The 25,833-nt window shown below is 57.7% G+C and carries 30 protein-coding genes; 15 read left to right on the plus strand and 15 right to left on the minus strand.

Annotated elements, in window-relative coordinates:
- Positions 1-3: 3 nt before the first annotated feature.
- Together ACR0LH_RS18170 and ACR0LH_RS18175 are read right to left on the minus strand one after the other, a co-directional pair.
- The gene (locus ACR0LH_RS18170) at positions 4-762 is read right to left on the minus strand and encodes a hypothetical protein (protein ID WP_480721977.1); all 759 of its coding nucleotides are present in this window, start codon (positions 760-762) and stop codon (positions 4-6) included.
- Positions 759-1,562 carry a hypothetical protein gene (locus tag ACR0LH_RS18175; RefSeq protein ID WP_480721978.1) on the minus strand — a complete coding sequence of 268 codons (804 nt, stop codon included), beginning with the start codon at positions 1,560-1,562 and terminating at the stop codon, positions 759-761. Before ACR0LH_RS18175 ends, ACR0LH_RS18170 begins: the two co-directional genes overlap by 4 nt.
- Positions 1,563-1,744: 182 nt before the next feature.
- On the opposite strand from ACR0LH_RS18175, the gene era reads away from it, so the two are divergent.
- The 3 genes from era to recO all read left to right on the plus strand — a co-directional run bounded on the left by era (position 1,745) and on the right by recO (position 3,847).
- A complete protein-coding gene (gene era, locus ACR0LH_RS18180; protein WP_170388257.1) occupies positions 1,745-2,653 on the plus strand; it encodes a GTPase Era in 909 nt (302 codons plus the stop codon).
- Entirely contained in the window at positions 2,650-2,979 is a 330-nt protein-coding gene (locus tag ACR0LH_RS18185) for a DUF1491 family protein (RefSeq protein ID WP_170485951.1), read from the plus strand. Before era ends, ACR0LH_RS18185 begins: the two co-directional genes overlap by 4 nt.
- A 142-nt stretch (positions 2,980-3,121) precedes the next feature.
- The gene (recO, locus tag ACR0LH_RS18190; RefSeq protein WP_480721979.1) at positions 3,122-3,847 is read left to right on the plus strand and encodes a DNA repair protein RecO; all 726 of its coding nucleotides are present in this window, start codon (positions 3,122-3,124) and stop codon (positions 3,845-3,847) included.
- Here the strand turns inward: recO and ACR0LH_RS18195 are convergent.
- From ACR0LH_RS18195 to ACR0LH_RS18205, 3 genes are all read right to left on the minus strand, one after another.
- The gene (locus tag ACR0LH_RS18195; protein ID WP_480721980.1) at positions 3,831-4,223 is read right to left on the minus strand and encodes an META domain-containing protein; all 393 of its coding nucleotides are present in this window, start codon (positions 4,221-4,223) and stop codon (positions 3,831-3,833) included. The genes recO and ACR0LH_RS18195 overlap by 17 nt on opposite strands.
- Before the next feature lie 13 nt (positions 4,224-4,236).
- On the minus strand, positions 4,237-4,791 hold the full coding sequence (locus ACR0LH_RS18200; protein WP_170805021.1) for a hypothetical protein: 555 nt from the start codon (positions 4,789-4,791) through the stop codon (positions 4,237-4,239).
- Positions 4,792-4,963: 172 nt separating this feature from the next.
- The gene (locus ACR0LH_RS18205; RefSeq protein ID WP_480721981.1) at positions 4,964-6,655 is read right to left on the minus strand and encodes an acyl-CoA dehydrogenase family protein; all 1,692 of its coding nucleotides are present in this window, start codon (positions 6,653-6,655) and stop codon (positions 4,964-4,966) included.
- 144 nt (positions 6,656-6,799) lie between these two features.
- On the opposite strand from ACR0LH_RS18205, the gene ACR0LH_RS18210 reads away from it, so the two are divergent.
- Positions 6,800-7,564, plus strand: a complete 765-nt coding sequence (locus tag ACR0LH_RS18210; protein WP_170388270.1) for a sulfite exporter TauE/SafE family protein — start codon at positions 6,800-6,802, stop codon at positions 7,562-7,564.
- Here the strand turns inward: ACR0LH_RS18210 and ACR0LH_RS18215 are convergent.
- The 3 genes from ACR0LH_RS18215 to ACR0LH_RS18225 form a co-directional block, all read right to left on the minus strand.
- A complete protein-coding gene (locus ACR0LH_RS18215; RefSeq protein ID WP_480721982.1) occupies positions 7,561-8,103 on the minus strand; it encodes a hypothetical protein in 543 nt (180 codons plus the stop codon). The genes ACR0LH_RS18210 and ACR0LH_RS18215 overlap by 4 nt on opposite strands.
- Before the next feature lie 33 nt (positions 8,104-8,136).
- Positions 8,137-8,427 (minus strand): hypothetical protein, encoded by a 291-nt coding sequence (locus ACR0LH_RS18220; protein ID WP_170388330.1) that lies wholly within the window; start codon positions 8,425-8,427, stop codon positions 8,137-8,139.
- Positions 8,428-8,780: 353 nt separating this feature from the next.
- The gene (locus ACR0LH_RS18225) at positions 8,781-10,379 is read right to left on the minus strand and encodes a phosphoenolpyruvate carboxykinase (RefSeq protein WP_170388272.1); all 1,599 of its coding nucleotides are present in this window, start codon (positions 10,377-10,379) and stop codon (positions 8,781-8,783) included.
- A 346-nt stretch (positions 10,380-10,725) separates the two neighbouring features.
- On the opposite strand from ACR0LH_RS18225, the gene ACR0LH_RS18230 reads away from it, so the two are divergent.
- From ACR0LH_RS18230 to ACR0LH_RS18260, 7 genes are read left to right on the plus strand one after another with little or no spacing between them, the layout of a single operon-like run.
- The gene (locus ACR0LH_RS18230; RefSeq protein WP_170388274.1) at positions 10,726-11,430 is read left to right on the plus strand and encodes a response regulator transcription factor; all 705 of its coding nucleotides are present in this window, start codon (positions 10,726-10,728) and stop codon (positions 11,428-11,430) included.
- 32 nt (positions 11,431-11,462) lie between these two features.
- Positions 11,463-13,181, plus strand: a complete 1,719-nt coding sequence (locus ACR0LH_RS18235) for a sensor histidine kinase (RefSeq protein WP_170485946.1) — start codon at positions 11,463-11,465, stop codon at positions 13,179-13,181.
- Between the two features lie 3 nt (positions 13,182-13,184).
- Positions 13,185-13,655, plus strand: a complete 471-nt coding sequence (locus tag ACR0LH_RS18240; protein ID WP_480721984.1) for an HPr kinase/phosphorylase — start codon at positions 13,185-13,187, stop codon at positions 13,653-13,655.
- Positions 13,652-14,533 (plus strand): RNase adapter RapZ, encoded by an 882-nt coding sequence (gene rapZ / locus ACR0LH_RS18245; protein WP_480721986.1) that lies wholly within the window; start codon positions 13,652-13,654, stop codon positions 14,531-14,533. The genes ACR0LH_RS18240 and rapZ overlap by 4 nt, the downstream gene beginning before the upstream one ends.
- Positions 14,530-14,937: a PTS sugar transporter subunit IIA domain-containing protein gene (locus ACR0LH_RS18250; RefSeq protein WP_170388288.1), complete on the plus strand. Its 408-nt coding sequence runs from the start codon at positions 14,530-14,532 to the stop codon at positions 14,935-14,937. Before rapZ ends, ACR0LH_RS18250 begins: the two co-directional genes overlap by 4 nt.
- Positions 14,938-14,939: 2 nt before the next feature.
- Positions 14,940-15,209 (plus strand): HPr family phosphocarrier protein, encoded by a 270-nt coding sequence (locus ACR0LH_RS18255; protein ID WP_170485943.1) that lies wholly within the window; start codon positions 14,940-14,942, stop codon positions 15,207-15,209.
- Between the two features lie 39 nt (positions 15,210-15,248).
- Positions 15,249-16,148 (plus strand): lysophospholipid acyltransferase family protein, encoded by a 900-nt coding sequence (locus ACR0LH_RS18260; RefSeq protein WP_480721988.1) that lies wholly within the window; start codon positions 15,249-15,251, stop codon positions 16,146-16,148.
- Between the two features lie 75 nt (positions 16,149-16,223).
- Here the strand turns inward: ACR0LH_RS18260 and ACR0LH_RS18265 are convergent, their stop codons facing one another.
- Positions 16,224-17,099: a 3-hydroxybutyryl-CoA dehydrogenase gene (locus ACR0LH_RS18265; protein ID WP_480721990.1), complete on the minus strand. Its 876-nt coding sequence runs from the start codon at positions 17,097-17,099 to the stop codon at positions 16,224-16,226.
- A gap of 162 nt (positions 17,100-17,261) precedes the next feature.
- Between ACR0LH_RS18265 and ACR0LH_RS18270 the strand changes: the two genes are divergently transcribed.
- Positions 17,262-18,083 (plus strand): DUF6473 family protein, encoded by an 822-nt coding sequence (locus ACR0LH_RS18270; protein WP_480721991.1) that lies wholly within the window; start codon positions 17,262-17,264, stop codon positions 18,081-18,083.
- Between the two features lie 48 nt (positions 18,084-18,131).
- Here ACR0LH_RS18270 and ACR0LH_RS18275 read toward each other — a convergent pair whose 3' ends face one another.
- The 6 genes from ACR0LH_RS18275 to ACR0LH_RS18300 form a co-directional block, all read right to left on the minus strand.
- Complete coding sequence (locus ACR0LH_RS18275; protein WP_170413959.1) at positions 18,132-19,061, minus strand: electron transfer flavoprotein subunit alpha/FixB family protein; 930 nt, start codon at positions 19,059-19,061, stop codon at positions 18,132-18,134.
- Positions 19,061-19,819 (minus strand): electron transfer flavoprotein subunit beta/FixA family protein, encoded by a 759-nt coding sequence (locus ACR0LH_RS18280; RefSeq protein ID WP_170388298.1) that lies wholly within the window; start codon positions 19,817-19,819, stop codon positions 19,061-19,063. Before ACR0LH_RS18280 ends, ACR0LH_RS18275 begins: the two co-directional genes overlap by 1 nt.
- A gap of 184 nt (positions 19,820-20,003) precedes the next feature.
- Positions 20,004-20,576 (minus strand): cob(I)yrinic acid a,c-diamide adenosyltransferase, encoded by a 573-nt coding sequence (locus tag ACR0LH_RS18285; protein WP_170413962.1) that lies wholly within the window; start codon positions 20,574-20,576, stop codon positions 20,004-20,006.
- Positions 20,577-20,780 (minus strand): twin transmembrane helix small protein, encoded by a 204-nt coding sequence (locus ACR0LH_RS18290; protein WP_170388302.1) that lies wholly within the window; start codon positions 20,778-20,780, stop codon positions 20,577-20,579.
- 80 nt (positions 20,781-20,860) lie between these two features.
- Complete coding sequence (locus ACR0LH_RS18295) at positions 20,861-21,688, minus strand: SDR family NAD(P)-dependent oxidoreductase (RefSeq protein WP_170485937.1); 828 nt, start codon at positions 21,686-21,688, stop codon at positions 20,861-20,863.
- Positions 21,689-21,757: 69 nt separating this feature from the next.
- Positions 21,758-22,369, minus strand: coding sequence for an SH3 domain-containing protein (locus ACR0LH_RS18300; RefSeq protein WP_480721993.1), 612 nt, complete (start codon positions 22,367-22,369; stop codon positions 21,758-21,760).
- Positions 22,370-22,569: 200 nt separating this feature from the next.
- Here ACR0LH_RS18300 and parC point away from each other — a divergent pair, with 200 nt between their 5' ends.
- The 3 genes from parC to ACR0LH_RS18315 form a co-directional block, all read left to right on the plus strand.
- Complete coding sequence (parC, locus tag ACR0LH_RS18305) at positions 22,570-24,918, plus strand: DNA topoisomerase IV subunit A (protein WP_170797445.1); 2,349 nt, start codon at positions 22,570-22,572, stop codon at positions 24,916-24,918.
- A gap of 97 nt (positions 24,919-25,015) precedes the next feature.
- Positions 25,016-25,609, plus strand: a complete 594-nt coding sequence (locus ACR0LH_RS18310; RefSeq protein WP_170485935.1) for a hypothetical protein — start codon at positions 25,016-25,018, stop codon at positions 25,607-25,609.
- 113 nt (positions 25,610-25,722) lie between these two features.
- Positions 25,723-25,833, plus strand: a 111-nt coding sequence (locus ACR0LH_RS18315; RefSeq protein ID WP_170744588.1) for a GTP-binding protein, incomplete at its 3' end; no start/stop codon positions are given.

The following is a 25,833-nucleotide window of genomic DNA, read 5'->3' on the forward strand; positions in this document are numbered from 1 at the left end:
AGATCAGCGAGCCGCAGGCAGTACCCCTTGCTGTTGCAACACTTTCAGCACATCCAGAATAGTCCCGGGGCTGACGTCGAATGACCCCTTTAGCGCGACACCGATCCCACCATTGCTGATTTCTACCGTACCGCCCGAGGCAAAGCGGGGATCAATCGAAGACAATTCTGGCGGCAGGGTCGGGCAGACCGGATTGCGCTGTAGAACTGCATTACTGGCCTTCTGAAATATGGCTTGGGCCTCGCTTAGGAATTGCGCTTGTGTCTCCGTATCCGGGATCGGTTTAGCCAGCGTCAGGTCGATCCCGCCCAATTCAAAGTACACGCATTGGTCTTGGACCTGCACCGAAGCCGCCGCCGTGAACGTGAGGGAATTTGCTGCGATACTTTCAAGCCGTTGCGGAGACTGGCCAGCATTGCGATCGCATTTGAACGCCTCCATTGCAAAGCGACCCTGAACCGCGATTTCACTTCCTTGCGCGACCGTGCTGAGGGTTTCAAGCGTCACCTGAGCATTGCAAAGGTTTGCAAGCTCGGTGTCGTTTAACACTTCGGAAAGTGTTTCCTGTACCTCACGCAAGTCCAAAATGGCCTCAACGCCGATACGTGTTGGGGCAACATCTGTCAGCGTCATGGACAGGCGATAGGGAAATTCCATCCCGTCGGCCGCAAGGGTCTGATTGAATTCGAGTTTTACCTCTCGGGCCAATGCTGGATGCGAGGCTAGGCAGAAGCCGTATACAAGCGGTATCAGCACCTTCATTCTACAACCCCGACGCCTTGCGTTTCCTGCAGTACAGCAATCAGATCCAACAACGTTTCCGCACTGGTATCGACCGACCCGCTCAGCGTCGCTCCTACGCCGCCGGTGTTGATCTCTCGAATTCCGCCGGATGTGAACTGTGGCTCCAACCCTGCCAATTCGCTTGGCAGTTCGGGGCATACGGGGTTTTCGGCCAGAACTTCGGTGCCTTTTGCAAGGATCACTTCACGCGCTTTGTCGGTCAGGCCAATCAAATCCGAGAGGGTTCCTACGACCCCTTGCAGTTCCAGATCAATATCCCTCAGACGCACATGCAAACAGTTCTGTTCCACCTCTGCCGCGGCCTTCACGATGACATCCACATTTTGCCCGAACAGCAAGACCCCCCGGTAATGAGTTTCGGGATCATCGGTGTCGCAGGCATAGAACTTGGCCTGGACCTGCCCCTTTGCGACAAGCGTGTCCGCATCAGCCTGAACATCAGAAACAGCAAGCGAAAACTTGCGTTGGCAGGTTTCTTGCAGCACCCCCGAAAATATCCAGGGCGCGTGTTTCTGAAATGAACGCAGATCCAGAAACGCGGCCATGCCCAATCGGGTTGGTCCTGTGTCTTTTAGCGTCAGATACAACGTGTAAGGCAGTGCCTTTTCCTTGACCGGGATGGTTTCGGTTATTCGGAGGTCCACGTTCTCGGCCTGCGTCGGACCCGTTGTCGCAAGCAGGGCGCATGACAGCAGGCCGCACATTCCTGCGATCATTCTGGTTGGTCTGGGGATGTTGTTGCAGATGGTGGTAAACACGTTTTTAGTCCGAAATCCTAACCCTAGCCTAGCAGAACTCTCTGGCAGTTTATTGCTTTTCTTGCCGGGCAAAAGCTTTGTCGCTGCCAAGGGCGGGCATGTCGGACTGTCAACAAATCCCTCTGGCCCATTGGGTCTTTCTGATATAGGGGTGCGCACTTGCAAACAGGATCGCAGGACACATGACCACACGCGCCGGATTTATCGCTCTGATCGGAGAGCCCAACGCAGGCAAATCCACCCTTCTGAACCGGATGGTCGGGGCCAAGGTCTCGATCGTGACGCACAAGGTTCAGACCACGCGGGCCCGTATTCGTGGTGTCGCGATGGAAGGGGACGCGCAGCTTGTATTTGTGGACACACCCGGCCTGTTCAAACCGCGCCGCCGTCTGGACCGCGCCATGGTCGCCGCCGCGTGGGGTGGGGCCGCGGATGCCGATGTTGTCGTTCTGATGGTCGAGGCCCATCGCGGCATCACCGAAGGGGTCGAGCGTATCCTTGAGGGGTTGGAGGAGATCGGACAGGGCCGCACCATCGCACTGGCCATCAACAAGATCGACAAGGTGCCCAGTGAAAAGCTGCTGGCGCTGACCAGTGACCTGAACGCGCGCTATCCTTTTGCCGAGACTTTCATGATCTCGGCTGAGAAAGGCTTTGGCGTCGATGACCTGCGAAAGTGGCTGGCGGCTGAGTTGCCCGAAGGTCCGTGGCTCTATCCCGAAGACCAGATTGCCGATCTGCCGCTGCGGATGATTGCGGCAGAGATGACCCGCGAGAAACTGACCCTGCGGTTGCATCAGGAACTGCCCTACCAACTGACTGTCGAGACCGAGAACTGGGAAGAGCGCAAGGACGGCTCGGCCAAGATTGATCAGGTCATCTATGTCATGCGCGACGGCCACAAGGGGATCGTTCTGGGCAAACGCGGCGAGACGATCAAAGCCGTCAGCCAAGCGGCGCGCGCCGAACTGGAAGAGTTCCTTGACCGGAAAATCCACCTGTTCCTGCAAGTGAAAGTCCGACCCAACTGGCTGGAAGAGTCCGAGCGGTATTCGGAAATGGGACTGGATTTCAAAGACGGAAACGCATGACTCGACTGACCGCAGATTTCTGGGTTCACGCCTATATCGCGCGGCTGAGGCTTCAGGATATTCCGGCTTTTGTCGTGGCGCATGGCGACGATACGGCGGGCGCTGTGTTGGTCAAGATGAACACGCTGGATGGTCAGGCGGTGGCCTTTCAACGCAGCTTTGACCTGATGAGCGGTGAGCGCAAATGGGTGGAGCTGTCCAGCGGTGAAGAAGCAGACGTGGACAGTACCATTCAGCGCCAACGCAGTTTTGATCCCGATCTTTGGGTGATCGAAGTCGAAGACCGGCAAGGGCGGCATCTTTTGGGTGAGGACGGGCTGGAGTGATGATCCGGTGGGGCGCGACGCAGTTTGTGCCCCTCGCACCGTCAAACTCAGGTGCAAAACCGGTGCCGGCGCCTGATACCCTTGCACACTGCGCTGGCTTGGGATTTGTTGCGCTCAGCACAATCTTCCACAGGATCAAAACTTGGACTGGCGCGATCATGGCATCCTTCTGACGTCTCGCAGGCATGGCGAGACCTCAGCGATCATCGAGGTCTTTACCGAAACCCACGGTCGTCACGCTGGGGTTGTTCGGGGTGGGGCCAGCCGCAAGATCTCTCCGATTCTGCAACCGGGCGCGCAGGTGGATGTACTCTGGCGGGCCCGGCTGGAGGAACATCTGGGCACGTTTCAGGTTGAACCCTTGCGGTCACGCGCAGCGGCGGCGTTCTCTGGCCGGCTCGCGTTGTCGGGTCTGAACGCGGTGGTGGCGTTGCTGTCCTTCAGCCTGCCCGAGCGTGAACCGCATCCGGGGGTCTACAAGCAAACGGAACAGTTGATGGACCTGCTGGGCCAAGACGAGATTTGGCCATTGGCCTATCTGCGGTGGGAGCTGGCGTTGCTTGAGGAGTTGGGTTTTGGCCTCGACTTTTCAGCCTGTGCCGTAACAGGCGCAACCGAGGGGTTGATCTTTGTTTCACCGAAAACCGGTCGTGCGGTCAGCGAACAGGGCGCAGGGGAATGGGCCGACCGGTTGCTACCATTGCCGCCTTGTTTGAAGGGTGAAGGAACTGCCCCGGATACAGAGATCGCGCAGGGGCTGCGGACAACAGGTTACTTTCTGGAGCATCATCTGGCCCCATCGCTCGGTCACAACCCATTGCCCGAGGCGCGGGCCCGTTTCGTGGATCAGTTTATTCGGCGGCTTTGAACACCATTTCATGCCCGTCGTCATTGCGCAGGATCAGGACATCCCCGGACACTTCGGACTGAGTCATGGCCAGCAGCGCCGCAAAGTAGAAGCCTTCTGCCTCAAGCCCGGCGCAGGCCGCGCGTGTTGCTGTCAGATCGGTGATCTCAAACCAGGGATAGGGCGCGTTCAGCGTGCCGCTGTAGCTGTTGCAGGGGGCATTGCCTGCGATCTTGCCTTCTTCGGGGAACCTCAGCAGGGCACTTGCGGGAAAGCGTTCACCATCGATTTCCTGCAGCACCCAGGTCTGATCCGCCGCGCCATAAGCGGCCACCGTTTCGTCCTTGTCGCATTGAAATAAAGCAAGAAGGGCAAAAGCGAAGGCGAGGCGTATCATGCCGGTATCCTTATCAATACGGTATTGCGCCGTTCAACAGCTCTTCGCGAACCTCGCTACGAGGTCGCCAGTTATACCGTGTGTCTTCGCGGACAGGGGCCCAGAACAGCGCGCCACTGTTCCGCCAGGGGTCGAGAATGACTCCGTCATACATCGAAGCACCCTTGGCGCTGATCAGGGCCGAGTGATGGATGATACGAAACTGCGTGGGCGGCGATGTGGCCCAATGCACGTCCAACGTGCTAAAGTTTTCTTGCCGAAGGCGTGCAGACATGGCTTCGGCCCAGTCGTTACACAATCCGCGCTCCCGAAACCCGTTTATGACCTTGGCATTGTGAATGATGGCCGCATCAGTGACATTCCAGTCCCGCGCCAGTTGCTGCGAATAGGAATATGAAATAGCAGCGGCCCTTTGCGCTTCGTTTGGATCGATGCTTGGGTCAAGCTCTTTGATGGCAACGGTAAGCGCGTCGATATCGCTCTGACTGGCGCTGGGTTGAGAGGTTGAGCAGCCGCCAAGCGCAAGCGCCAAGAAGATCGCACAGAGTGCCAGTAAAGATCGGATCATTCGGATTTTCGCATTTGGGACTGTCTGAACTCTTTGGCTGCTCTAGCGTCGTTTAAAATGAATTCATAGGACGAACTGAGCAAGAGGCCAGATTGAGTCCAAACGTTGCAGAATAGAAAAAGACCCGGCGCGAGCGCCGGGTCAAGTTGGGGAAACAGGGGTGCCGAAAAAGTCAGCTCAACAGGCGCCGAGCGATAACTTGTGCCTGAATTTCGGCGGCCCCCTCAAAAATGTTTAGAATACGTGCATCACACAGAACGCGGCTGATCTTGTATTCCAGCGCAAAACCGTTGCCGCCATGAATCTGCAAGCCGTTGTCGGCCGCCGCCCACGCAACACGGGCACCCAGCAACTTGGCCATCCCGGCCTCAAGATCGCAGCGTTGGCCGTGGTCTTTCTCCCACGCGCTGAAATAGGTCAGCTGACGCGCGATCATGATTTCGACCGCCATCATCGCCAGCTTGCCCGAGACACGCGGGAAGTTGATCAGAGATTTGCCGAACTGTTTACGCTCTTGCGCGTATTGCATGGCAATATCCAGCGCACATTGCGCCACGCCGATGGCGCGGGCGGCGGTCTGGATGCGGGCGGACTCAAACGTCTCCATCAACTGTTTGAAGCCTTTGCCTTCTTCGCCGCCCAGCAGGTTTTCACCTTTGACTTTGAAGCCATCAAAACCCAGCTCGTATTCTTTCATGCCGCGATAGCCCAGAACCTCGATCTCACCGCCGGTCATGCCCTCGGTGGGGAAGGGGTTCTCATCGGTGCCAGGCGTCTTTTCGGCCAGGAACATCGACAGACCACGGTGGTCGGTGGTGTCAGGGTTGGTACGAGCCAGCAGGGTCATCACATGGGTGCGCGCGGCATGGGTGATCCATGTCTTGTTGCCGGTGATCTCGTAATTGCCATCCTCGGTCTTGGTTGCGCGGGTGCGCAGGCTGCCAAGGTCCGATCCGGTGTTGGGTTCGGTGAAAACAGCGGTCGGCAGGATCTCGGCGCTGGCGATTTTGGGCAGCCATTGCGCCTTCTGTTCGTCAGTGCCCCCCGCGATGATCAGCTCGGCGGCAATCTCGGACCGAGTGCCCAGCGAACCAACACCAATATAGCCGCGCGACAGTTCCTCGGACACCACGCACATCGAGGCTTTGGACAGGCCGAACCCGCCGAATTCTTCGGGGATGGTCAGACCAAAGACGCCCATTTCGGCCAGTTCTTCGATGATCTCGATCGGGATTAATTCATCTTTCAGATGCCAGTCATGGGCGTTGGGTTCCACCTTTTCCTGCGCATAGCGGCGGAACTGGTCGCGGATCATTTCGAGTTCTTCGTCCAGACCGGACGCGCCGAACATCGTGGCACCGGCCTGATCTTCCATCAGTTCAACCAGACGGATGCGGGCGGCCTGAGAATTGGCCTGCGCCATCAGGGTCTGGATTTCAGTTGATTGGAAGCCAGACAGCGCGTCCCAGCCCAGACCCATATCCTGCAGGCGAATGACCTCACCCTGGTTCATCGGAATGCCACCGGCGACCTGATGCAGGTATTCGCCAAAGGCGATCTGATGCAGCAATTGTTCGATTTCGCCAAACTTGCCATCGGCGTCCAGCGCCTCGGCCCAGCGTTGCATCTGTTGCAGGGATTGCTGGTAAGTCGCCAGCCAAGCCAGCCCATGTGCCGCGGTTTGGTTCGCTTCGATCAACGCGCCAGAGACACGATCATCTTCGGTTACCATCGCCCGGACCGACTCGCGCGCGCGTTCAAATACTGCTTCGACAGCAGGCACGGCGGCGCGGGTCAGAGTCAGTAGGTCGGGCAAAATCGCGGATGTCGTCATCTGGGTCATATCCTGTCCGTCATGGGCCATGAATCACGTCCTTTTCTGGGTCGTACGGTCATACCATGCTGCACATGCAGCGCAACAAAAATACGAATTACGCTGCGAAAAAGTTCAAAAATTGCGCTACCATTTTTGCAGTGCAGAGAATTTCAGGAGTGGTATCACGGGACCATGACGTTGTTTTCCGCACTCTCCTCGCAGGAACTGATGCTCGCTTTCGGGGTCGCGTTCTTGGCCGGTTGGGTCAAGGGTATGGTTGGATTTGCCATGCCGATGATTCTGGTGTCGGGGCTAAGTATGATCCTGCCGCCTGACCTTGCCATTGCGGGATTGATTTTGCCGACACTAGTGACGAACGGATATCAGGGGCTTCGCGAGGGGGTGCCCGCAGCCATTTCCGCCGTTCGGCAGTTTCGGGTGTTTCTGAGCGTCGGTCTGGTATTTCTGCTATTGGGCGCGCAACTGGTCAGCATTGTCCCGGCGAGGACGTTTCTCTTGATCATTGGCGTTCCGGTGACGTTCTTCGCCTTGATTCAGGTTTTGGGGTTGAAGCTGACCCTTGAAAAGCCCTCTGTCCGGATTGAGGTCGGGATTGGGTCAATCGCGGGGTTTGTCGGCGGTATGTCCGGTGTCTGGGGTCCGCCGACCGTTCTCTACCTGACCGCGCTGAACACGCCGAAAGCTGTGCAGATGCGGGTTCAGGGGGTGATCTATAGTCTGGGTGCTGTTGCTTTGTTGGTGGCCCATCTGGGTTCAGGCATATTCAATTCCCAGACGGCTCCGTTTTCGGCGGCTTTGGTTCTGCCTGCGCTTATCGGAATGTGGATCGGTTTGCAGCTACAATCCCGCATTGATCAGGCGCTGTTCCGAAAGGTCACGCTGCTGGTCTTGCTGATCGCCGGGTTGAACCTGCTGCGGCGCGGTTTTCTGGGTTAGCCGCGCGTGTCGGCAAAGCGAAACGCGAAATATAGCCCAAGCATAAGGAAAAACAGGCCCGAGATATCGCCGATCAGGTATGCGACGTATTCCACTCGCGCACTGCCAAATGCCAAATTGGTCAGGCCCGAAACGAGGAATGAGGTAATGACGCCGACGCCCATGATACAGGACCAGCAGGGTTTGCGGTCGGCGCGCGGGAATAAATCCCAGCCCACCCATTTCAAAAGGTAAAATACCGCCGGAACGGTGGTTACAGCGATTGCGATGGCCACAAGGCGGCTGGGCAGGAATACGTCAGAGCCACCCAGAAACGCAAACACGATAAAGACGCCTGGAAGTAGCGCGTAGATCGAACGCCAGCCAAGCAGCCAAGCCGCCAGAACGCGCACGCCGTGCGGCAGAAACAAAAGGCTGGCCCGGCTGGGATATTCAGGAAAGAAAACATTCTGCAGCGGCATCAGAACCTCGAACGTGAGGAAGGATGCGACGACATAAGCCAGCGATGCGTAGAATGTGTCAGAGGCCCATTTGTGCACGACGATCAACCACCATCGTGCAGGCTAAAGCCATCATCTGGGTGCATGAACGATATACCGGCCCCGGTTCGCGCTGCCGCTTTGCGAAAGATACCCTTTCTGCACTAGCGACTTGAGCGCACGGAAAAACGTAGGGCGCGAAACACTTTGAACCAGAGTGTGCTCGATCAGGCCGAATGTGCGGACTTCCTGATCGGTTTTCGACAGTTCTTCAGCAGCGTAGTAGATGTCCCGCTCAACCGGAGAAAGCTGTTCCAGCCCCAGTGTGCGTTCCATGCTCTGCATCAGTTTGCGCAGTTCGGTCAGTTTCGAGATTTCCGTCATGGTATTACCTGTCCTTGCCTGTGTCGCCCGCCGTGCAAGAACAACGGGGTGAGAGATACTGAGTTATTTGCGTTCAGCTCGTCTCGTATTGACACTCATCCCCTGTTTCATACACTCGTATTCGATTAGGTTGCTCAAATCGCGTGTGTGAGTGTGCGCCTGAGCTTCCCAAAGGTCTTTTCACCATATGCCCGGTGCAACTGCGCCGGGCTTTTTCGTCACAATGACCTCGGGGGATACCGCAAACCAAGGAAACGAGCAACGTATTTGTATACGCCCTTGAACGTAGGCCGCATTGCCCGAAGGTCATGTGTCGAGGCGAAAAAAAGGGGCGAAAGTCGCCCCTTGTCTTTTTACCCGATCGCAACCGCTTTGATATCTTCGTCGATAAACGGCAAGTATTGTTCAAAGTTTTCGGCGAACATCTGCACCAGCTTTTCCGCCTGTTTGTCAAAGGCGGCCTGATCGTCCCAAGTGCGACGGGGGTCCAGCAGAACTTCGGCAACGCCGGGTACGGATACCGGAACGTCAAAGCCGAAATTGGCGTCCTTGCGGAACTCGGCGTCGCGCAGCGAGCCTTCCAGCGCGGCAGTCAGCAAAGCGCGAGTGGCGCGGATGGGCATCCGGCTGCCAACGCCGTAGGCACCACCGGTCCAGCCGGTGTTGACCAGCCAGCAGGTCGCGCCGTGCTGGGCGATCTTGTCTCGCAGCAGGTTGCCGTATTCTTCCGGACGACGCGGCATGAACGGCGCGCCGAAACAGGTCGAGAAGGTCGGTTGCGGCTCGGTGATGCCACGCTCGGTGCCCGCAACCTTGGAGGTGAAGCCCGACAGGAAGTGGTACATCGCCTGCGCCGGGGTCAGTCGCGCGATCGGGGGCAGTACGCCGAACGCATCACAGGTCAGCATGATGATGTTCTTGGGGTGGCCACCCAGCGCGCTGCTGGAAGCGTTCGAGATATACTCCAGCGGATAGGCGCAGCGCATGTTTGCGGTCAGCGAGTCATCCTCGAAATCCAGTTCCTTGGTTTCGGGGTCAAACACCATGTTCTCGATGACGGTGCCGAACTTGTTGGTCGTCGCATAGATTTCCGGCTCGGCCTCGGCGTTCAGGTTGATCGTCTTGGCATAACAACCGCCCTCGAAGTTGAAGGTTCCGCGATCTGACCAGCCGTGTTCGTCGTCCCCGATCAGGGTGCGCGACGGATCGGCAGACAGGGTGGTTTTGCCAGTGCCAGACAAGCCGAAGAACACAGCCGTATCGACCGGGTTGCCAACAGCGTGGTTGGCCGAGCAGTGCATCGGCATGACGCCTTTTTCGGGCAGCATGTAGTTCAGCAGGGTAAAGACGGATTTCTTGTTCTCGCCTGCATATTCGGTGCCGCCGATCAGGATCAGCTTGCGGTCGAAGTTCAGCGCGATCACGGTCTCGGACCGGCAGCCGTGCTTTTTCGGGTCGGCCTGGAAGCTGGGGCAGTTGATGATGGTGAAGTCCGCAGTGAACTCGTCAAGATCCTCGCGATCCGGGCGGCGCAGCAGGTGACGGATGAACAGGTTGTGCCACGCCAGTTCGGTGACCATGCGCACGTTGATCGAGTAGGCCGGGTCTGCCCCGCCGACGAGGTCCTGCACGAAATAGTCGCGGCCCTTCATATGCGCCAGCATGTCTTCGTACAGCGCATCAAACCCCTCGGGGCTCATCTCGGCGTTGTTTTCCCACCAGATGGTTTCAGCGACGCTATCTGTTTTGACAACGTGCTTGTCCTTGGGTGACCGGCCGGTGAATTTGCCGGTGGTAACGAGGAAAGCGCCACCGTTGCCCAGCGTGCCTTCGCCCCGCTTCAGCGCTTCTTCGATCAGCGCCGGTTCCATGAAGTTGTAATAGACATTTCCCAGACCCTCGATGCCCTGATCTTCGAGGCGGAATTGCGGGTTAACCCGTCCAGATGTCATGTTTGTCTTCTCCTGTGGCGGCGCGCAGGCTTCAGGCCCAATGCGCTCTTGGGGCATTTTGCCGGATCGTTCCGGCGGACAGCCGGGTCTTATCACGGTCGTTTGGGGCATGAACAGGACGGTTTGGCGCAGTTAGCGCAACCAACTTCAGGTTTAGCGCCATCACAAATTTCCTGTCGGAAATCAGGGCGCTTTTCCGGCAACATTAACGGCTTTTTTGCTGCAACTGTGTGACAACAAACGCACGATTCGCAGATACGGATTGATTCGGGGCCACAAAAACGACAAAAATGCCCTACTAATAAGCGAAATATTGCATGAGTGAGCAGGAATAGGGGCAAACCCGATGTCAAAGATTGCACTGGTGGACGACGACAGAAACATTCTGACGTCCGTGTCCATGACTCTCGAAGCCGAAGGTTTTGAGGTCGAAACGTATAACGACGGGCAGGCTGCGTTGGACGCGTTTAACAAGAAACTGCCGGATATGGCAGTTCTGGATATCAAGATGCCCCGGATGGACGGCATGGATTTGTTGCAGCGCCTGCGGCAGAAAACCCAGATGCCGGTGATTTTCCTGACCTCCAAGGACGATGAAATCGACGAAGTGCTTGGCCTGCGCATGGGGGCCGATGACTACGTCAAGAAACCGTTTTCTCAGCGTCTTCTGGTTGAGCGTATCCGCGCATTGCTGCGCCGGCAGGAGGCCACCTCGGGTGATGTCGCCGTTGCCAATTCGGGGGATGCCAAGGTTATGGAGCGGGGCGAGTTGAGGATGGACCCCCTGCGCCACGCTGTTAGCTGGAAGGGCGCGGATGTCTCCCTGACAGTGACTGAGTTCCTTCTTTTGCAGGCTCTTGCGCAACGTCCGGGCTTTGTCAAAAGCCGCGATCAGTTGATGGATGTCGCCTATGACGATCAAGTCTACGTGGATGACCGCACGATCGATAGCCACATCAAGCGACTGCGCAAGAAAATGCGCGCCGCCGACCCGGAGTTTTCGGCCATCGAAACGTTGTACGGGATAGGCTACAGGTATAACGAAGAATAAAAATAGCTGCTTTGAAAGGGTAGTTGGGGCACGTGCGCGATACGGAACAAGCCAGCGAATTGCGGGATGGGGATGTCGTTCTGGGTGATGACTGGGTCATCCCGCAGGATCCGGACTCGGCCGAGCTGCGTGCATCGCGCCGCCGCCGGAACCTGTTTTCGCTTCGCGGATCCCCTCTGGCCCGAAAGATCATAACCTTCAATCTGGTGGCTCTGGTCATTCTTGTGACCGGCTTGCTGTATCTGGATGATTCCCGTGAGGAGAAGGTAAAGCAGACGGCACGCAACTTGTCCGGGGACGCCCTGCTTGTCAGCAACGTGTTTGAAGCGCAGCTAAGGCAAAACTCCATCGCGCTTTCCAATGGCAGCGCCGAGCTGGACGTAAAGGATACGCTGGCGGGGCTAAGCCTTCCCGTAGGGGGCGAAGTTTTTGTGTACGACGCCGCCGGTACTCTGATCGGTTGGACGCGGGGCGGGGCGGTCAGTGTTCAGATGCCCCACCTTCTCAGATCAGAGGCCGAGGTTCAGACAGGCAGCACGCTGATCAGTGACGCGCTGAATGCCGTGTGGACCGGGTTGTACAAGGTATTCACGAACGCCAACCCGGACGAAGCGCCAACGCTGGCGCAGCGCGTGCAATCTTTGGTTCCCAGTGCGCTGCAGGGTGAGATGCAGGTTCAGGCTGTGAAAGACGGCGCAGGCGAAACCGTTATCGTGGCTGCCGCGCCCATCATACAGGACGGGCAGCCTGTCGGGGCGGTCGCTATGGCCGGTCCTGCCGGTGAGATCGACGCACTGGCCCGTCGCGAGCAGGAGCGTATCCTGCAAATGTTCGTGGTCGCATTGCTGGTATCCATCGGCCTCAGCCTTGTTCTGGCGTCTACGATCGCAAACCCCTTGGCGGACTTGGCCGCCGCTGCCGAGACAGGCAAGGACCGGGGGGCCGGGGTAAATCCGGGTCGTATCCGCATCCCAGACCTTAGCGCCCGGCCGGATGAGATAGGCCGCCTCAGCCGGGCTTTGCGCGGCATGGTGAATGCGCTTTACAACCGTATTGATTCAAACGAGCAATTTGCGGCTGACGTATCGCACGAGATCAAGAATCCTTTGGCCAGCCTGCAATCTGCAGTGGGCACATTGCGCATGGTCAAGCGAGAGGATCAGCGTGAAAAACTGCTGAGCGTTATTGAGCATGACGTCCGCCGTCTCGACCGTCTGGTCAGCGATATCTCGAATGCGTCGCGTCTGGATGCCGAGCTGGTCAAGGAAGAAGAGCAGATGTTTGATCTGCTCAAGCTGCTCAGTAATATCAGCCAGTACCTAGGTGAAGACGCCAGGGCAAAGGGGGTCGAATATATCACCGACTTGCCGGCGCAACCAATCGAAATTAACGGGCTTGAGGCGCGTCTGGCGCAGGTGTTTGTCAACTTGATCACCAACGCGATTTCCTTCTGTGAAAACGGTGACGCTATCCGCGTGTGGGTGCGGCGTCGGGAAAACCGTGTTTTGATTGTTGTCGAGGATACCGGCCCCGGAATTCCCGAGCAGGCGCTGACCAAGGTCTTCAAAAGGTTCTATTCGCAGCGTCCACCCGAGCATTTTGGAAACAATTCCGGTCTCGGACTGGCGATTTCCAAACAGATCGTTGAGGCGCATGGCGGGGTTATCTGGGCTGAGAATATCCGCCCCACCGAAGCGGATATTACCTCTGACCCGCTGGGTGCCCGTTTTGTCGTGGGCCTGCCTGTGTAGGTCATGAGCGGTCAGTTCCTCTTAGACGTCGCAGATCAAGACACAGCAATTCTCCATGCCACATGCGTAGCCGCCGAAGGGCGGGGGATGCTATTTGTCGGACGTTCTGGGGCGGGTAAGTCAGCACTCGGGTTGCAGATGATGGCGCTTGGTGCCGGGCTTGTCGCAGACGACAGGGTCGTTCTAAGGATGGAAGGCGATAGTGTTCTGGTCGACGTCCCTGCGCCCATAAGCGGATTGATTGAGGCGCGCGGCATTGGTCTGTTGCGGGCGCAACCGGTGGGGCCGGTTAAGCTGAGCTATGTGGTCGATCTGGACCAATCAGAACCCGCGCGCCTGCCCGAAGTGGTTCAAATTCGCGCCCTGAGGCAAACTGTTCCCTTGCTACGCGGGGCGGGTGTCCCCAATTTGGCATCAGCTCTGATGCAATTACTGAGGATGGGGCGCGTAGACCCTGAATGGCCCAGCATATGACAAAGCAGCGGCGTATCGTTCTGGTGACCGGGCCTTCGGGTGCGGGCCGGTCGACGGCGATTCGGGTTCTCGAAGACCTCGGGTTTGAAGCGATTGACAATCTTCCCATGGGGCTTTTGCTGCACCTGTTGGAAGGGCCGGAAAACGACCGGCCAATGGCGCTGGGCATTGACGCCCGCAACCGGGAGTTTTCGACGATAGGGTTCATCGAACTGGCGGCCAAACTGCGGCGAATGGAGCAAGTCGACATGTCGACATTGTATCTCGATTGCAGTGACGAGGTGCTGTTGCGCCGGTTTTCCGAAACACGCAGGCGTCATCCGGTGGCGGCAGACGCAAGTCCCGAGACCGGTGTTCGTCACGAGAAGGAACTTTTGACACCGATCCGCGAGTTTGCGGACATGCTGATTGATACAAGTCCGCTGAATGTCCACCAACTGCGCGAAGAGGTCGAGCGCTGGTTTGCACCGCAGAGCGGCCGACATCTGGCGGTATCCATCGAATCATTCTCTTATAAAAGAGGGTTGCCGCGCGGACTGGATATGGTTTTTGACTGTCGATTCCTGGCCAACCCCTATTGGCGCCCGGAACTAAGGGCCGAGGATGGTCGAAACCCGGATGTGGCGCGCTATGTTCAGTCAGACGCGAACTATGCGCCGTTTTTCGACCGGGTCGTTGATTTGCTCAGGCACTTGCTGCCTGCTTATCGGGCCGAGGGCAAAGCGCACCTGTCCGTGGCCTTCGGCTGCACCGGGGGACAACACAGATCGGTTGCCACCGCCGAAGCCGTTGCAAAGGCTCTTGCGGAGGAGGGGCAGCAAGTGGCAATTAGGCACCGCGAAATGGAACGTCGATCGTTGAATGTGAGGCCGGATTGATCGGGATCGTACTCGTAGCACATGGTGGGTTGGCTCAGGAATATCTGGCCGCGATGCAGCATGTGGTCGGACAACAATCTGGCTTGGTTGCGATCTCGATTGAGGCAGATCATGATCGCGACGCAAAGCAGGCCGAAATTTGCGCGGCCGCTGACAGTGTGGATGTCGGCGACGGGGTCGTTGTTGTCACGGATCTATTTGGCGGCAGCCCCTCGAATCTGAGTCTGCGCGCCTGCGCACCGCAGGATCGACGTATCCTTTACGGTGCAAATCTGCCTATGTTGATTAAACTGGCCAAATCCCGCCATCTGCCTGTCGGCGACGCTGTAAGGCAGGCGATGGAGGCTGGACGCAAATACATCAATGCCCAAAATGTGACGCTGGACGAAGACCGGACCGATTAAGAATGACAACCCGAAGTTTGAAAATAATCAATGAAAAGGGCTTGCACGCCCGTGCCTCGGCAAAGCTGGTCGAGGTGGTCGAAGGGTTCGACGCGCAGGCCGAAGTGTCAAAAGACGGGCTTTCTGCGTCAGGCGACAGCATAATGGGTCTTTTGATGTTGGCAGCATCGCGCGGAACGACTATTGACGTCGAGACATCCGGACCGGATGCTGAGGCGTTGGCTGATGCGCTGGAAACCTTGGTGAACGACAAGTTCGGGGAAGGGTTCTGACCGCACCTGCCGCGATAAGAAGAACGGGAAGACCAGGATTTGGCGGAAACAACGCACGAGACCAAGACAGGCCCGGTTGTGAATGGGGCCGAGGACCAGGGCGAAGTCTACGACCGTAGAACCCTGACCTACGCAAACTCTTTCGACGATGCCTGGACTGCAACCGCGATCCGCGCCATTGAATGGTGTACGGGTAAGCTGACCATTCTGCGTATGGTCAACAAGTTCGAGAAAAAGAACGAATACTATCGCGGCCAACGGTTCTGGGGCGGCGCGCTCGAGGTGATGGGTATCGACCTCACCACCCCTGAAGACCAGATCGCACGTATCCCAAAGACCGGACCGGTGGTCGTGGTGGCTAACCACCCGCATGGCATGGTCGACGGCATGATTTTGGCTGAATTGATCGGTCGGGTCCGCAGCGACTATCGTATCCTGACGCGCTCGGTTTTGACCGGTCTGGATGAAGCCGCGACCTCGTTCATGATTCCCGTGCCTTTTCCACATGACCCGGAAGCACAGGCCAAAATGCTTGAAATGCGCGGAAAGGCGATGGACCACCTAAAAAACGGCGGGGTGGTTGCTCTGTTCCCTTCGGGCGTCGTGATGTCGTCGGATGACTGGTTCGGCCCCGCGATCGAGCAAGAGTGGAATGTGTTCACGGCCAAGATGATTCGGCGATCGGGCGCACGGGTTGTGCCTATCTTCTTCCCGGGCAGCAACTCGCGCGCATACCAGATTGCCAATAAAATGTCCGCTATTCTGCGTCAGGGGCTTCTGCTGCACGAGATCGTCCGCTCCTGCAACAAGCCACAATCACCCGTCATCGGCGAGCCGGTTTCAGACGAAGACATGCAATTGCTCGAACGTGACCCGCGCGGCTTCATGGCCTGGCTCCGCAAGCACACATTGGGGCTTGGCGAGTCGCTCAAGCCCTGATCCGTATCTTCATCTGGCTAAAAATATCCCGGGGGGTGAGCCCGGATAAAATCCGGGCGAGGGGGCTGGCCCCCTTTACCGAGTCGGGACGGGCATTTCACCCCGGTAATCATAAAACCCGCGCTGCGTTTTGCGCCCCAACCATCCGGCCTCGACGTATTTCGTCAACAGAGGGCAGGGGCGGTATTTGGTGTCGGCCAGTCCGTCGTGCAGAACATTCATGATCGCCAGACACGTGTCCAGACCGATGAAATCTGCCAGTTCCAGCGGGCCCATCGGATGATTGGCACCTAACTTCATGGACTGGTCAATGGACTGTACGTTCCCAACCCCTTCATACAGGGTATAAACCGCCTCGTTGATCATCGGCATCAGGATACGGTTCACGATAAAGGCCGGGAAGTCCTCGGCGCTGGCCGCTGTTTTTCCCAGCCGATCCACGACGGTCTTGCACGCGCTGAATGTCTCTTCGTCGGTGGCGATGCCACGGATCAGTTCAACCAGTTGCATGACCGGCACCGGGTTCATGAAGTGGAAGCCCATAAAGCGTTCCGGGCGGTCAGTACGGCTTGCCAGTCGCGTAATAGAGATCGACGAGGTGTTCGATGTCAGAATCGTGTGGGGCAACAAATGCGGTTGAAGGTCCTCGAAAATCGCCTGCTTGATCGCCTCTCGTTCTGTTGCCGCTTCGATCACCAAATCTGTTTGCCCCAGCGCCGGCAATTCAAGCGTGGTTTGGATACGGTTGAGGGCGGCCTGTATCGCTTCGTCAGAAATCTTTCCGCGTGATGCTTGGCGCGCCATGTTCCCTTCGATGGTCGCCATCGCACTGTCTAGCGCGTCCTGATTTACGTCGTTCAGCAGAACGTCGTAATCCGCCAGGGCGAGGACATGGGCAATACCATTCCCCATCTGGCCTGCGCCAATCACTCCGACTGATTTTACATCCATATTCTGGTGCCTTTGTGCCACGGGTTAGGGCGACAATATCGACAGTTTGGGTCGGGCGGCAAGGGTATCCAGTACTGCGGATTTGCTTCAAATGCGCACATTAGGAATTTCTCAAGATTTGCGGCTGCATGATGGCACCCGGGTGAAAAATGGGTGAGTGATATGAGCTATCATCAAACAGGCTCGGGGGGACCCGAGGATGCCGTTTGTCAATACGGCGAGTCGCGTCTTTGGTTTCGCGGGCCGCAGCGATCCTTGGATACGCCTTTCATGGCGTGCGTAGGCGGAAACGAAACATTCGGCCGCTTTGTCGAGCGTCCCTTCCCCGCGATACTCGAAGGAAAACTGGATCGGAGGTGCCTGAACCTCGGCAGTTTGTTTTGCGGTGTTGACGCTTTGTGTGGCGATGCGGGTTTACGATCGGTGCTGAACAACGCGGACTTATGCGTCCTGCAAGCACCTGATGTTCTGGGGCAATCGAATCGTTTTTACAGGGTGCATCCGCGGCGGAACGATCGATTTCTAGCACCGACTGAGGATTTGGTCTCGTTGTACCCAGAAGTCGATTTCGCGGATGTCCATTTCGTGCACCATCTTGCGACCTTGCTTCAAGGGCAGCAGGACGCGCGTTTTGAAGCTGTAGCTGAAGAACTGCGCAAGTGCTGGGTTGCCCGATTGAGCGATCTGCTGGAATCTCTGAAAACACCGGTGATCCTTCTGAACTTGCGTGTTCTGAGGCAGCTCGACGGATCTGAGCCAGCACAGGACGCAGAAGTTCCCGTCTCAGATGAAATGCTAGACGCGCTGCGTCCACTTTGTCTTGAGATCGTTGAGATATCCGCCAGCATATCCGGCCAGTCAGACGAGCTGGAAGATATGTTGTTCGGAACTATGCAGCAGCCGATGGCTGAGCACATGATTGGGCCGGCCGCACATAGGGCGATCGCCGAAGTGCTTGTTAACAGGGTGAGGGACCTGCAATGAAAAAGGCCCGCCGTTTGGCGGGCCTTCCTACCAATGCGATGCGTGGGCTTAGCCCAGCTTCTCGGTCAGTTCCGGCACCGCCTGGAACAGGTCGGCAACCAGACCGAAATCGGCAACCTGGAAGATCGGCGCTTCTTCGTCCTTGTTGATCGCAACGATGACCTTGGAGTCTTTCATACCGGCCAAGTGCTGAATCGCACCCGAGATGCCAACCGCGACATACAGGTCCGGGGCAACAACCTTACCGGTCTGACCCACCTGCCAGTCGTTCGGGGCATAGCCCGAGTCAACCGCCGCACGCGATGCGCCAACGGCAGCGCCCAGTTTGTCGGCCAGAGTTTCGATCAGTTTGAAGTCCTCTTCCGAGCCGACACCACGGCCGCCCGAAACAACAACACCAGCCGAGGTCAGCTCGGGGCGGTCGCTTTCGGCAACCTTGTCTTCAACCCACGAGGACAGACCGGCATCTGCGCCGACCGAGATGGTCTCAACCGCAGCCGAACCGCCTTCGCCAGCAGCGTCGAAGGACGCGGTGCGGAAGGTGACGACTTTCTTGGCGTCAGACGACTTTACGGTCTGGATCGCGTTGCCCGCATAGATCGGACGCTCGAAAGTCGAGCCGTCAACCACGCCGGACGCATCCGAGATCACCATCACGTCCAGAAGGGCCGCAACGCGTGGCATCACGTTCTTTGCGTCGGTGGTGGCGGGTGCAACGATATGCTCGTACCCATCGGCCAGGCCTGCGATCAGGGCCGCAGTCGATTCCGCCAGGCGGTGGCCCAGCGACTCGTCTTCGGCAACCAGAACCTTGGCCACACCGTCGATCTTGGCAGCGGCTTCACCAGCAGCAGCGGCAGAGCCACCCGCGGCCAGAACGGTCACGTCACCCAGCGATTTCGCGGCGTTGACGGCTTTGGCGGTGGCGTCCAGCGCCAGTTCACCATTGTTGACTTCGGCGAGAAGAAGAACAGCCATTACACAGCCCCCGCTTCTTTGAGTTTCGCAACCAGCTCGTCGACCGAGCCTACGACGATACCAGCGGCACGTGCCGGCGGCTCTTCGGTTTTGACGATTTCCAGACGGGGCGAGACGTCGACGCCGTAATCGGCCGCGGTTTTCTCGTCCAGCGGCTTTTTCTTCGCCTTCATGATGTTGGGCAGCGACGCATAGCGCGGCTCGTTCAGGCGCAGGTCAACGGTCACGATGGTCGGCATCTTGACGCTGATGGTCTGCAGACCGCCGTCCACCTCGCGGGTGATCTTGGCGGTGTCGCCTTCAATGTCGACTTCTGACGCGAAGGTGCCTTGCGACCAGCCCAACAGGGCCGACAGCATCTGACCGGTGGCGTTCATGTCGTTGTCGATCGACTGCTTGCCCGCCAGAACCAGACCGGGCTGCTCTTCCTCGACCACTTTGGCGAGGATCTTGGCAACGGCCAGCGGTTCGATGTCCTGATGGACGTCGTCGGCTGCAACAACCAGAATGGCGCGATCAGCACCCATGGCCAGAGCGGTCCGCAGCGTTTCCTGCGCCTGCTTTACGCCGATCGACACGGCGACGACTTCGTCGGCCTTGCCTGCTTCTTTCAGGCGGATCGCCTCTTCGACGGCGATTTCGTCGAACGGGTTCATCGACATTTTGACATTGGCGAGATCGACACCGCTACCGTCCGCTTTAACGCGGACCTTCACATTATAGTCAATCACGCGTTTGACAGGCACGAGTACCTTCATTTTGCGCTTTCTCCTTACAAATCCGGTAAGCCGCGAAGCGACTCCACCAATGCTCTCGGGGGTCTGAATAGCGTTTCAATTCGAGTGGCAACAGAGCAAAATCGTCACGTCATGGACTTGGGACGTCGCGTTTCGTGTTTTTTGACGCAACGGCGCGCAATAAAATTGCTTGCCCAATGACGAGTTAGCGGTTCGCGCCGGGAATCCACAGCACATCCGCCGTGCCGTTTTCATTTGCGCATCTGGCCGCCACAAAGAACCAGTCGCTGAGACGGTTAAGGTATTTAACAGCCACCTCGTTTACTGGTTCCATGTTCGTCAACTCGACGGCCAGCCGTTCGGCGCGGCGTGACACTGTGCGGCAGACATGCAGATGAGCCGCCAAACGAGACCCGCCCGGCAGGATGAAGCTGCGCAATGGCTCCAGCGTTTCGTTCATCGCGTCTATCTCGGCCTCTAACCTGTCGATCTGGGCTGGTACGATCCGAAGCGGGGGATAGTCGGCCTCGGCGTCTTTTTCCATGTCGGGGCGGCAAAAATCGGCCCCCAGATCGAACAAGTCGTTCTGGATGCGCGACAGCGCGGCCTCAACCTCGCCTTCGGCCTCGGTGCGGGCGACGCCGACAAAGGAATTCAGTTCATCCACGGTGCCATAGGCGGCCACGCGGCCCGAGTATTTTGCGACACGTTCGCCGTTACCCAGCGCGGTTTTACCGTCATCGCCGGTGCGTGTGTAGATTTTATTGAGAACGACCATCTATTGAACTCCTTGTCCGCGCAGCCAGACGTAGAGCACGATCAGTATTACGGCAATGAATTGAAACAGGATGCGCAGGCGCATCATCTTGTTGCTTTTCATCGCGGCTGCCTTGCCGCTTTTGCCGAAATTCGAGATGCCGATCGCCAGCACGACGACAACAGCAGCCATTGCCAACAGTAGGACGACCATCAGTAGGTCCATGAGTACACCGTCCGCGTTACTTGTTTCGTTGGGCTATCATCTAGCCTCGGACGCTCAAAAAGCGAACGGGTAATTTCGCCTCAGACGTCCGACAGGATACGGTCGATTGTGCGCGTGGGAAGGAACCGACGCAGGTATCCGGCGATATAAGTCGGCGTGGTGACATAATACCGGGCGCGCGGGCGTTTGGATTCCACAGCATGAGCCAGCTTGTCGGTTACCGCCGACGCAGGCAGCTCGAACCGATCCGGCCCCGAGGATTCGTACAGTCTTTTCAATAACGAGGCTTCGTATTTCTCGCGCAGGGCCGAGTTTTCCCAGTTGATGAATCGCTCGAAGAAAGGGATCGAGTTCTCGCGGATTTTTGACGTGATCGGGCCGGGTTCGATCAGGATGGCTTTGATGTTCGTTCCTGCCAGTTCCAGGCGCAGCGTGTCCGTCAGCCCTTCGACCGCATATTTGGTGGCCACATAAGCGCCGCGCCACGGAAAAGCGACAAGGCCCAGAACCGACGAGTTTTGAACGATTCGCCCGTGGCCCTGCGCGCGCATGATCGGGATGATTTGGCGCGTGAGCTCGTGCCAGCCGAAAAAGTTTGCCTCGAAGATCGTGCGTAAACCGTCTGTGGGCAAATCTTCAACCGCCCCGGGCAATCCATGTGCGCCGTTGTTGAAAACCGCGTCCAACGTGCCACCGGTTGCATCCAGCACTTCCGCGAGGCCGGATGTGATGCTTTCGCTGTCGGTATAGTCAATGCGCGGGCTGTCAAAACCCTGCGCGCGCAGCCGGTCGCAGTCACGCTGCTGGCGGCAGGACGCGAAAACACGCCACCCACGCGCACGCATCCCGTGCGCTGCGTCAAGTCCGATGCCAGAGGAGCAGCCGGTGATAAGAATGGTTTTCTGCATGGTCTTCCTGAAATTTATCCTGCGCCAAAGCTATGGCGAGGCATGGATCAGGACAATGTTGGCACTGCGTCACTCTGTGATTTTTCTGACCAGAGAGGCAGATATCCATCCGACCTGTTGCGCGGGCAACACGCGAAGCCGCAGCCATCCGGTGCCCGAGTCGCTTAGGACTTCGACCTTCTGGCCAATGCTCACTTTGCCAACGATCGGGTAGATCGTGCCCGGACCGTCGCGCATGTTCACACGCGTCCCCGAAATTTCACGGATGTCTTTTTGTGGCTCTGGAATCGCAGGCGTTTCCGCCTCTGAGTGTTGCTCAGGTTCGGTGACCTGACGAAGCCCGGTCAGCCCGTCCTCAAGCGAGGCAAGGGTAATATTTGCGCTTGGATCATCGAAAGCCGACAGGCTTGAAAAGGACTCGAGAGTGGCCGGTTCGGGCAAAATCTCGACGATGTCTTCTTTTGTGAGGATAGGCTTTACGCTCACCGTCGGCGTGCGCGCGGCAACATTCGTTACCAGTTGTTCGGCACGAGTGTGTTGCAGGGCTACCTGCTCCGGAGGGGAGGTAACACGCTCCGGCTTCGCGGTTCGCACTCCGCGCGGCTCAAAATCGGCACCGTCACTCATGACATAGAAACACCATCCGAGTGCGGCAAAGGTAGCAAGAACAAGGCGCGACATGGCGCATCCCCCGGTAAAAGAAAAACGTGAAATAGACGGCAGTATAATACGTGAAAGCCTAACATAATCTTTTAGCCGAGTCGAAAGATTGGGGGAAATCCTGAGCTTGCCTCCCCCTGTTGCATAAAGCGCCACTTGTCCCCAGCAAAATGCGTGCTGGTTGCTTTACCGCAGCGCGGTTGCGTCGTATCACATCATATATGAACGACACGATCGACGACCCCAACATGGAGACCCCTGAGACCGGGGGCGAGATAGCTGAACCGCTGCGCCGCGCGATTGGCGAACGCTATCTGACCTATGCGCTATCTACTATCATGCACCGGGCACTGCCCGATGCGCGGGACGGGCTAAAGCCGGTTCACCGGCGAATTCTATACGCGATGCGCGAGTTGCGACTCAGCGCGACGGGAGGATTCCGTAAGTCAGCCAAAATCTCGGGCGACGTGATGGGTAACTATCACCCGCATGGCGACGCAGCGATCTACGACGCGATGGCGCGTTTGGCGCAGGATTTCAACGTGCGCTACCCGTTGGTCGACGGGCAGGGGAATTTCGGCAATATCGACGGCGACAACCCTGCGGCCTCGCGATACACCGAGGCGCGGATGACCATCGTGGCCGAGGCGCTGCTTGAAGGTCTGAACGAAGACGCCGTTGATTTCCGCGACAACTATGACGGCACCCTGACCGAGCCGGTCGTGCTGCCTGCGCAGTTCCCGAATCTGCTGGCGAACGGAGCCAGCGGTATTGCGGTGGGCATGGCGACGAATATCCCGCCGCACAACATCTCAGAGCTTTGCGATGCCTGTCTGCATCTGATCAAAACGCCCGACGCCCGCGACGACACTCTGTTGAACTACGTTCCCGGCCCGGATTTCCCGACAGGTGGCGTGATCGTCGAGCCGCCCGAGAATATCGCGCAAGCCTATCGCACCGGGCGCGGGTCGTTCCGCCTGCGCTGTAAGTTCGAGGTTGAAGACCTCGGACGCGGCCAGTGGCAGATCGTGGTCACCGAGATTCCCTATCAGGTTCAGAAGTCCAAGCTGATCGAAAAGATCGCGGAACTGATCCAGACCAAGAAAATCCCGATCCTTGCCGATGTACGCGACGAATCCGCCGATGACATCCGCCTGATCCTTGAACCACGCTCCAAGAACGTGGACCCCGAGGTGTTGATGGGGATGCTCTATCGCAACTCTGACCTTGAGATCCGGTTCAGCCTGAACATGAACGTGCTGATCGACGGGGTGACACCCAAGGTCTGCTCGATGAAGGAAGTGCTGCGCGCCTTCCTCGATCACCGGCAAGAGGTTCTGCTGCGCCGTTCGCGTCACCGCATGGCGAAGATCGACCACCGTTTGGAGGTATTGGAGGGCTTCATCGTTGCCTTCCTGAACCTCGACCGTGTGATCGACATCATCCGCTATGATGACGACCCAAAAGCCGCGCTGATGCGCGAGGATTGGGGCATCGACCATGTTCGCGCGACTGATGAGTCCGACTATGTCTCGCCTAAACCGGGCGAGGGCGAACTGTCCGAAGTTCAGGCCGACGCGATCCTCAACATGCGCCTGCGCAGCTTGCGCCGTCTGGAAGAGATGGAGTTGGTGCGCGAGCGTGATGAGCTGATGCTGGAACGCGCCAATCTCGAGGACCTGCTGGCCGACCCCGCCCTGCAATGGGCCAAGATCGCCGAGCAGTTGAAAGAGACCAAGAAGACATTCGGCAAAGATTACGAAGGCGGCGCGCGCCGCAGCCAGTTTGCCGAAGCCGGGAATGTGGAAGAAGTGCCGCTTGAAGCGATGATCGACAAGGAGCCGATCACGGTCGTCTGCTCTCAGATGGGTTGGATTCGCGCAATGACGGGTCACATCGATCTCAAGCGCGAGCTCAAGTTCAAGGATGGCGACGGTCCGCGTTTTATCTTCCATGCCGAAACCACCGACCGTCTGCTGGTGTTTGCGTCGAACGGACGTTTCTACACGGTCAGCGCAGCCAACCTGCCCGGCGGACGCGGCATGGGTGAGCCGCTGCGCCTGATGGTGGACCTGCCGAACGAGGCACAGATCATCGACATCATGATCCACAAGCCGGGGCGCAAGCTGCTGGTAGCCTCGGATGCAGGCAACGGCTTCATGGTGCCCGAGGATGACGTTCTGGCCCAGACCCGCAACGGCAAGCAGGTTTTGAACGTCAAGGGCGACGAAACCGCAATGATTTGTAAGCCGGTTCAGGGCGACCATGTGGCTGTGGTGTCCCAGAACGGCAAGTTCCTTGTATTTCCTGTCGAGGAGCTGCCTGAAATGGGGCGTGGCAAAGGCGTGCGCCTGCAGAAATACAACATGGCACGCGGACGGCAGGGAACGCTGGAGCTGGATGGCGGGCTGTCGGACCTCACGACCTTTCACTGGGAGGAGGGGCTCAAATGGTCCATGGGTGGGGATAAAACACGGCACGAGGCCGATATGTCCCAGTGGCTTGCGAAACGCGCCAGCGTTGGGAAAAAGCCGCCTTACGGGTTCCCGCGCGACTATAAATTCTCGTGATCGCGCGGCCACAACAACTGAATTCTTTCGATCCAGCTTGGCACAAGTTGGGTTGGTGCGCTAAATCAAAGAAAAACAGGCCCATCGAGACGAGATCATGTTACGCATTCTGACCTTGATAACCGGATTGACCCTGCTGGGCGCGTGTGCGCAGACGCAGCTATATGAAGAACCCGAGTCGCTGGGGGAATTCAAGCTGCGTGTGAACTATGCCTTTGCTGACAAGGCAGTGCAGGGTCCGGTATCCCGCGACGCCACGCCGGATGAATGGACGGCGGCGATTCAGAACGCTGTGGATGTCCGCTTGGGCCGGTATGAAGGAGCACAGGAATACGATATCGGTATCAGTCTCGAAGGGTACATGCTGGCTCCGCCGGGCATTCCGGTCATCTACAACCCAAAAAGCACGGCGATTGTTCTGGTTAACGTCTATGACGTGAAGAACAAGGAATTCCTGGCTAAGGGAAAACAGTTTCAGGTTCTGGAAGATACAACCGGTGAAAGTGCCCTGACAGGGTCGGGAAATACGCGGACCAAAGAAGAGCAAATGAGCGGTCTGGCCCTGAAGGTTGCAGACCGAGTCGAAGAGTGGTTGGCCGAAGAACATGACGAGAACGGCTGGTTCCAACGCCGCCCTGACCTGATACAACCTCTCGATTCCTCCGAGGTTCTGCAAAATCCGGCGTCTTAACCTGCTTTTAACGCAGGATGTGCTTGATTTTCCCCTGCGAACCAAATATCTCGCGCGCGCAGATGTAACCACGGGACCAAGGGTCCCCCAAATCGCAAAAGGGCGCCTGAGGAATGGCAAAGGAAAAGTTTGAGCGTACAAAACCGCACGTCAACATCGGCACGATTGGCCACGTTGACCATGGTAAGACGACGCTGACCGCAGCGATCACCAAGTATTTCGGT

The organism is Ruegeria sp. CL6 (genome assembly GCF_056536465.1).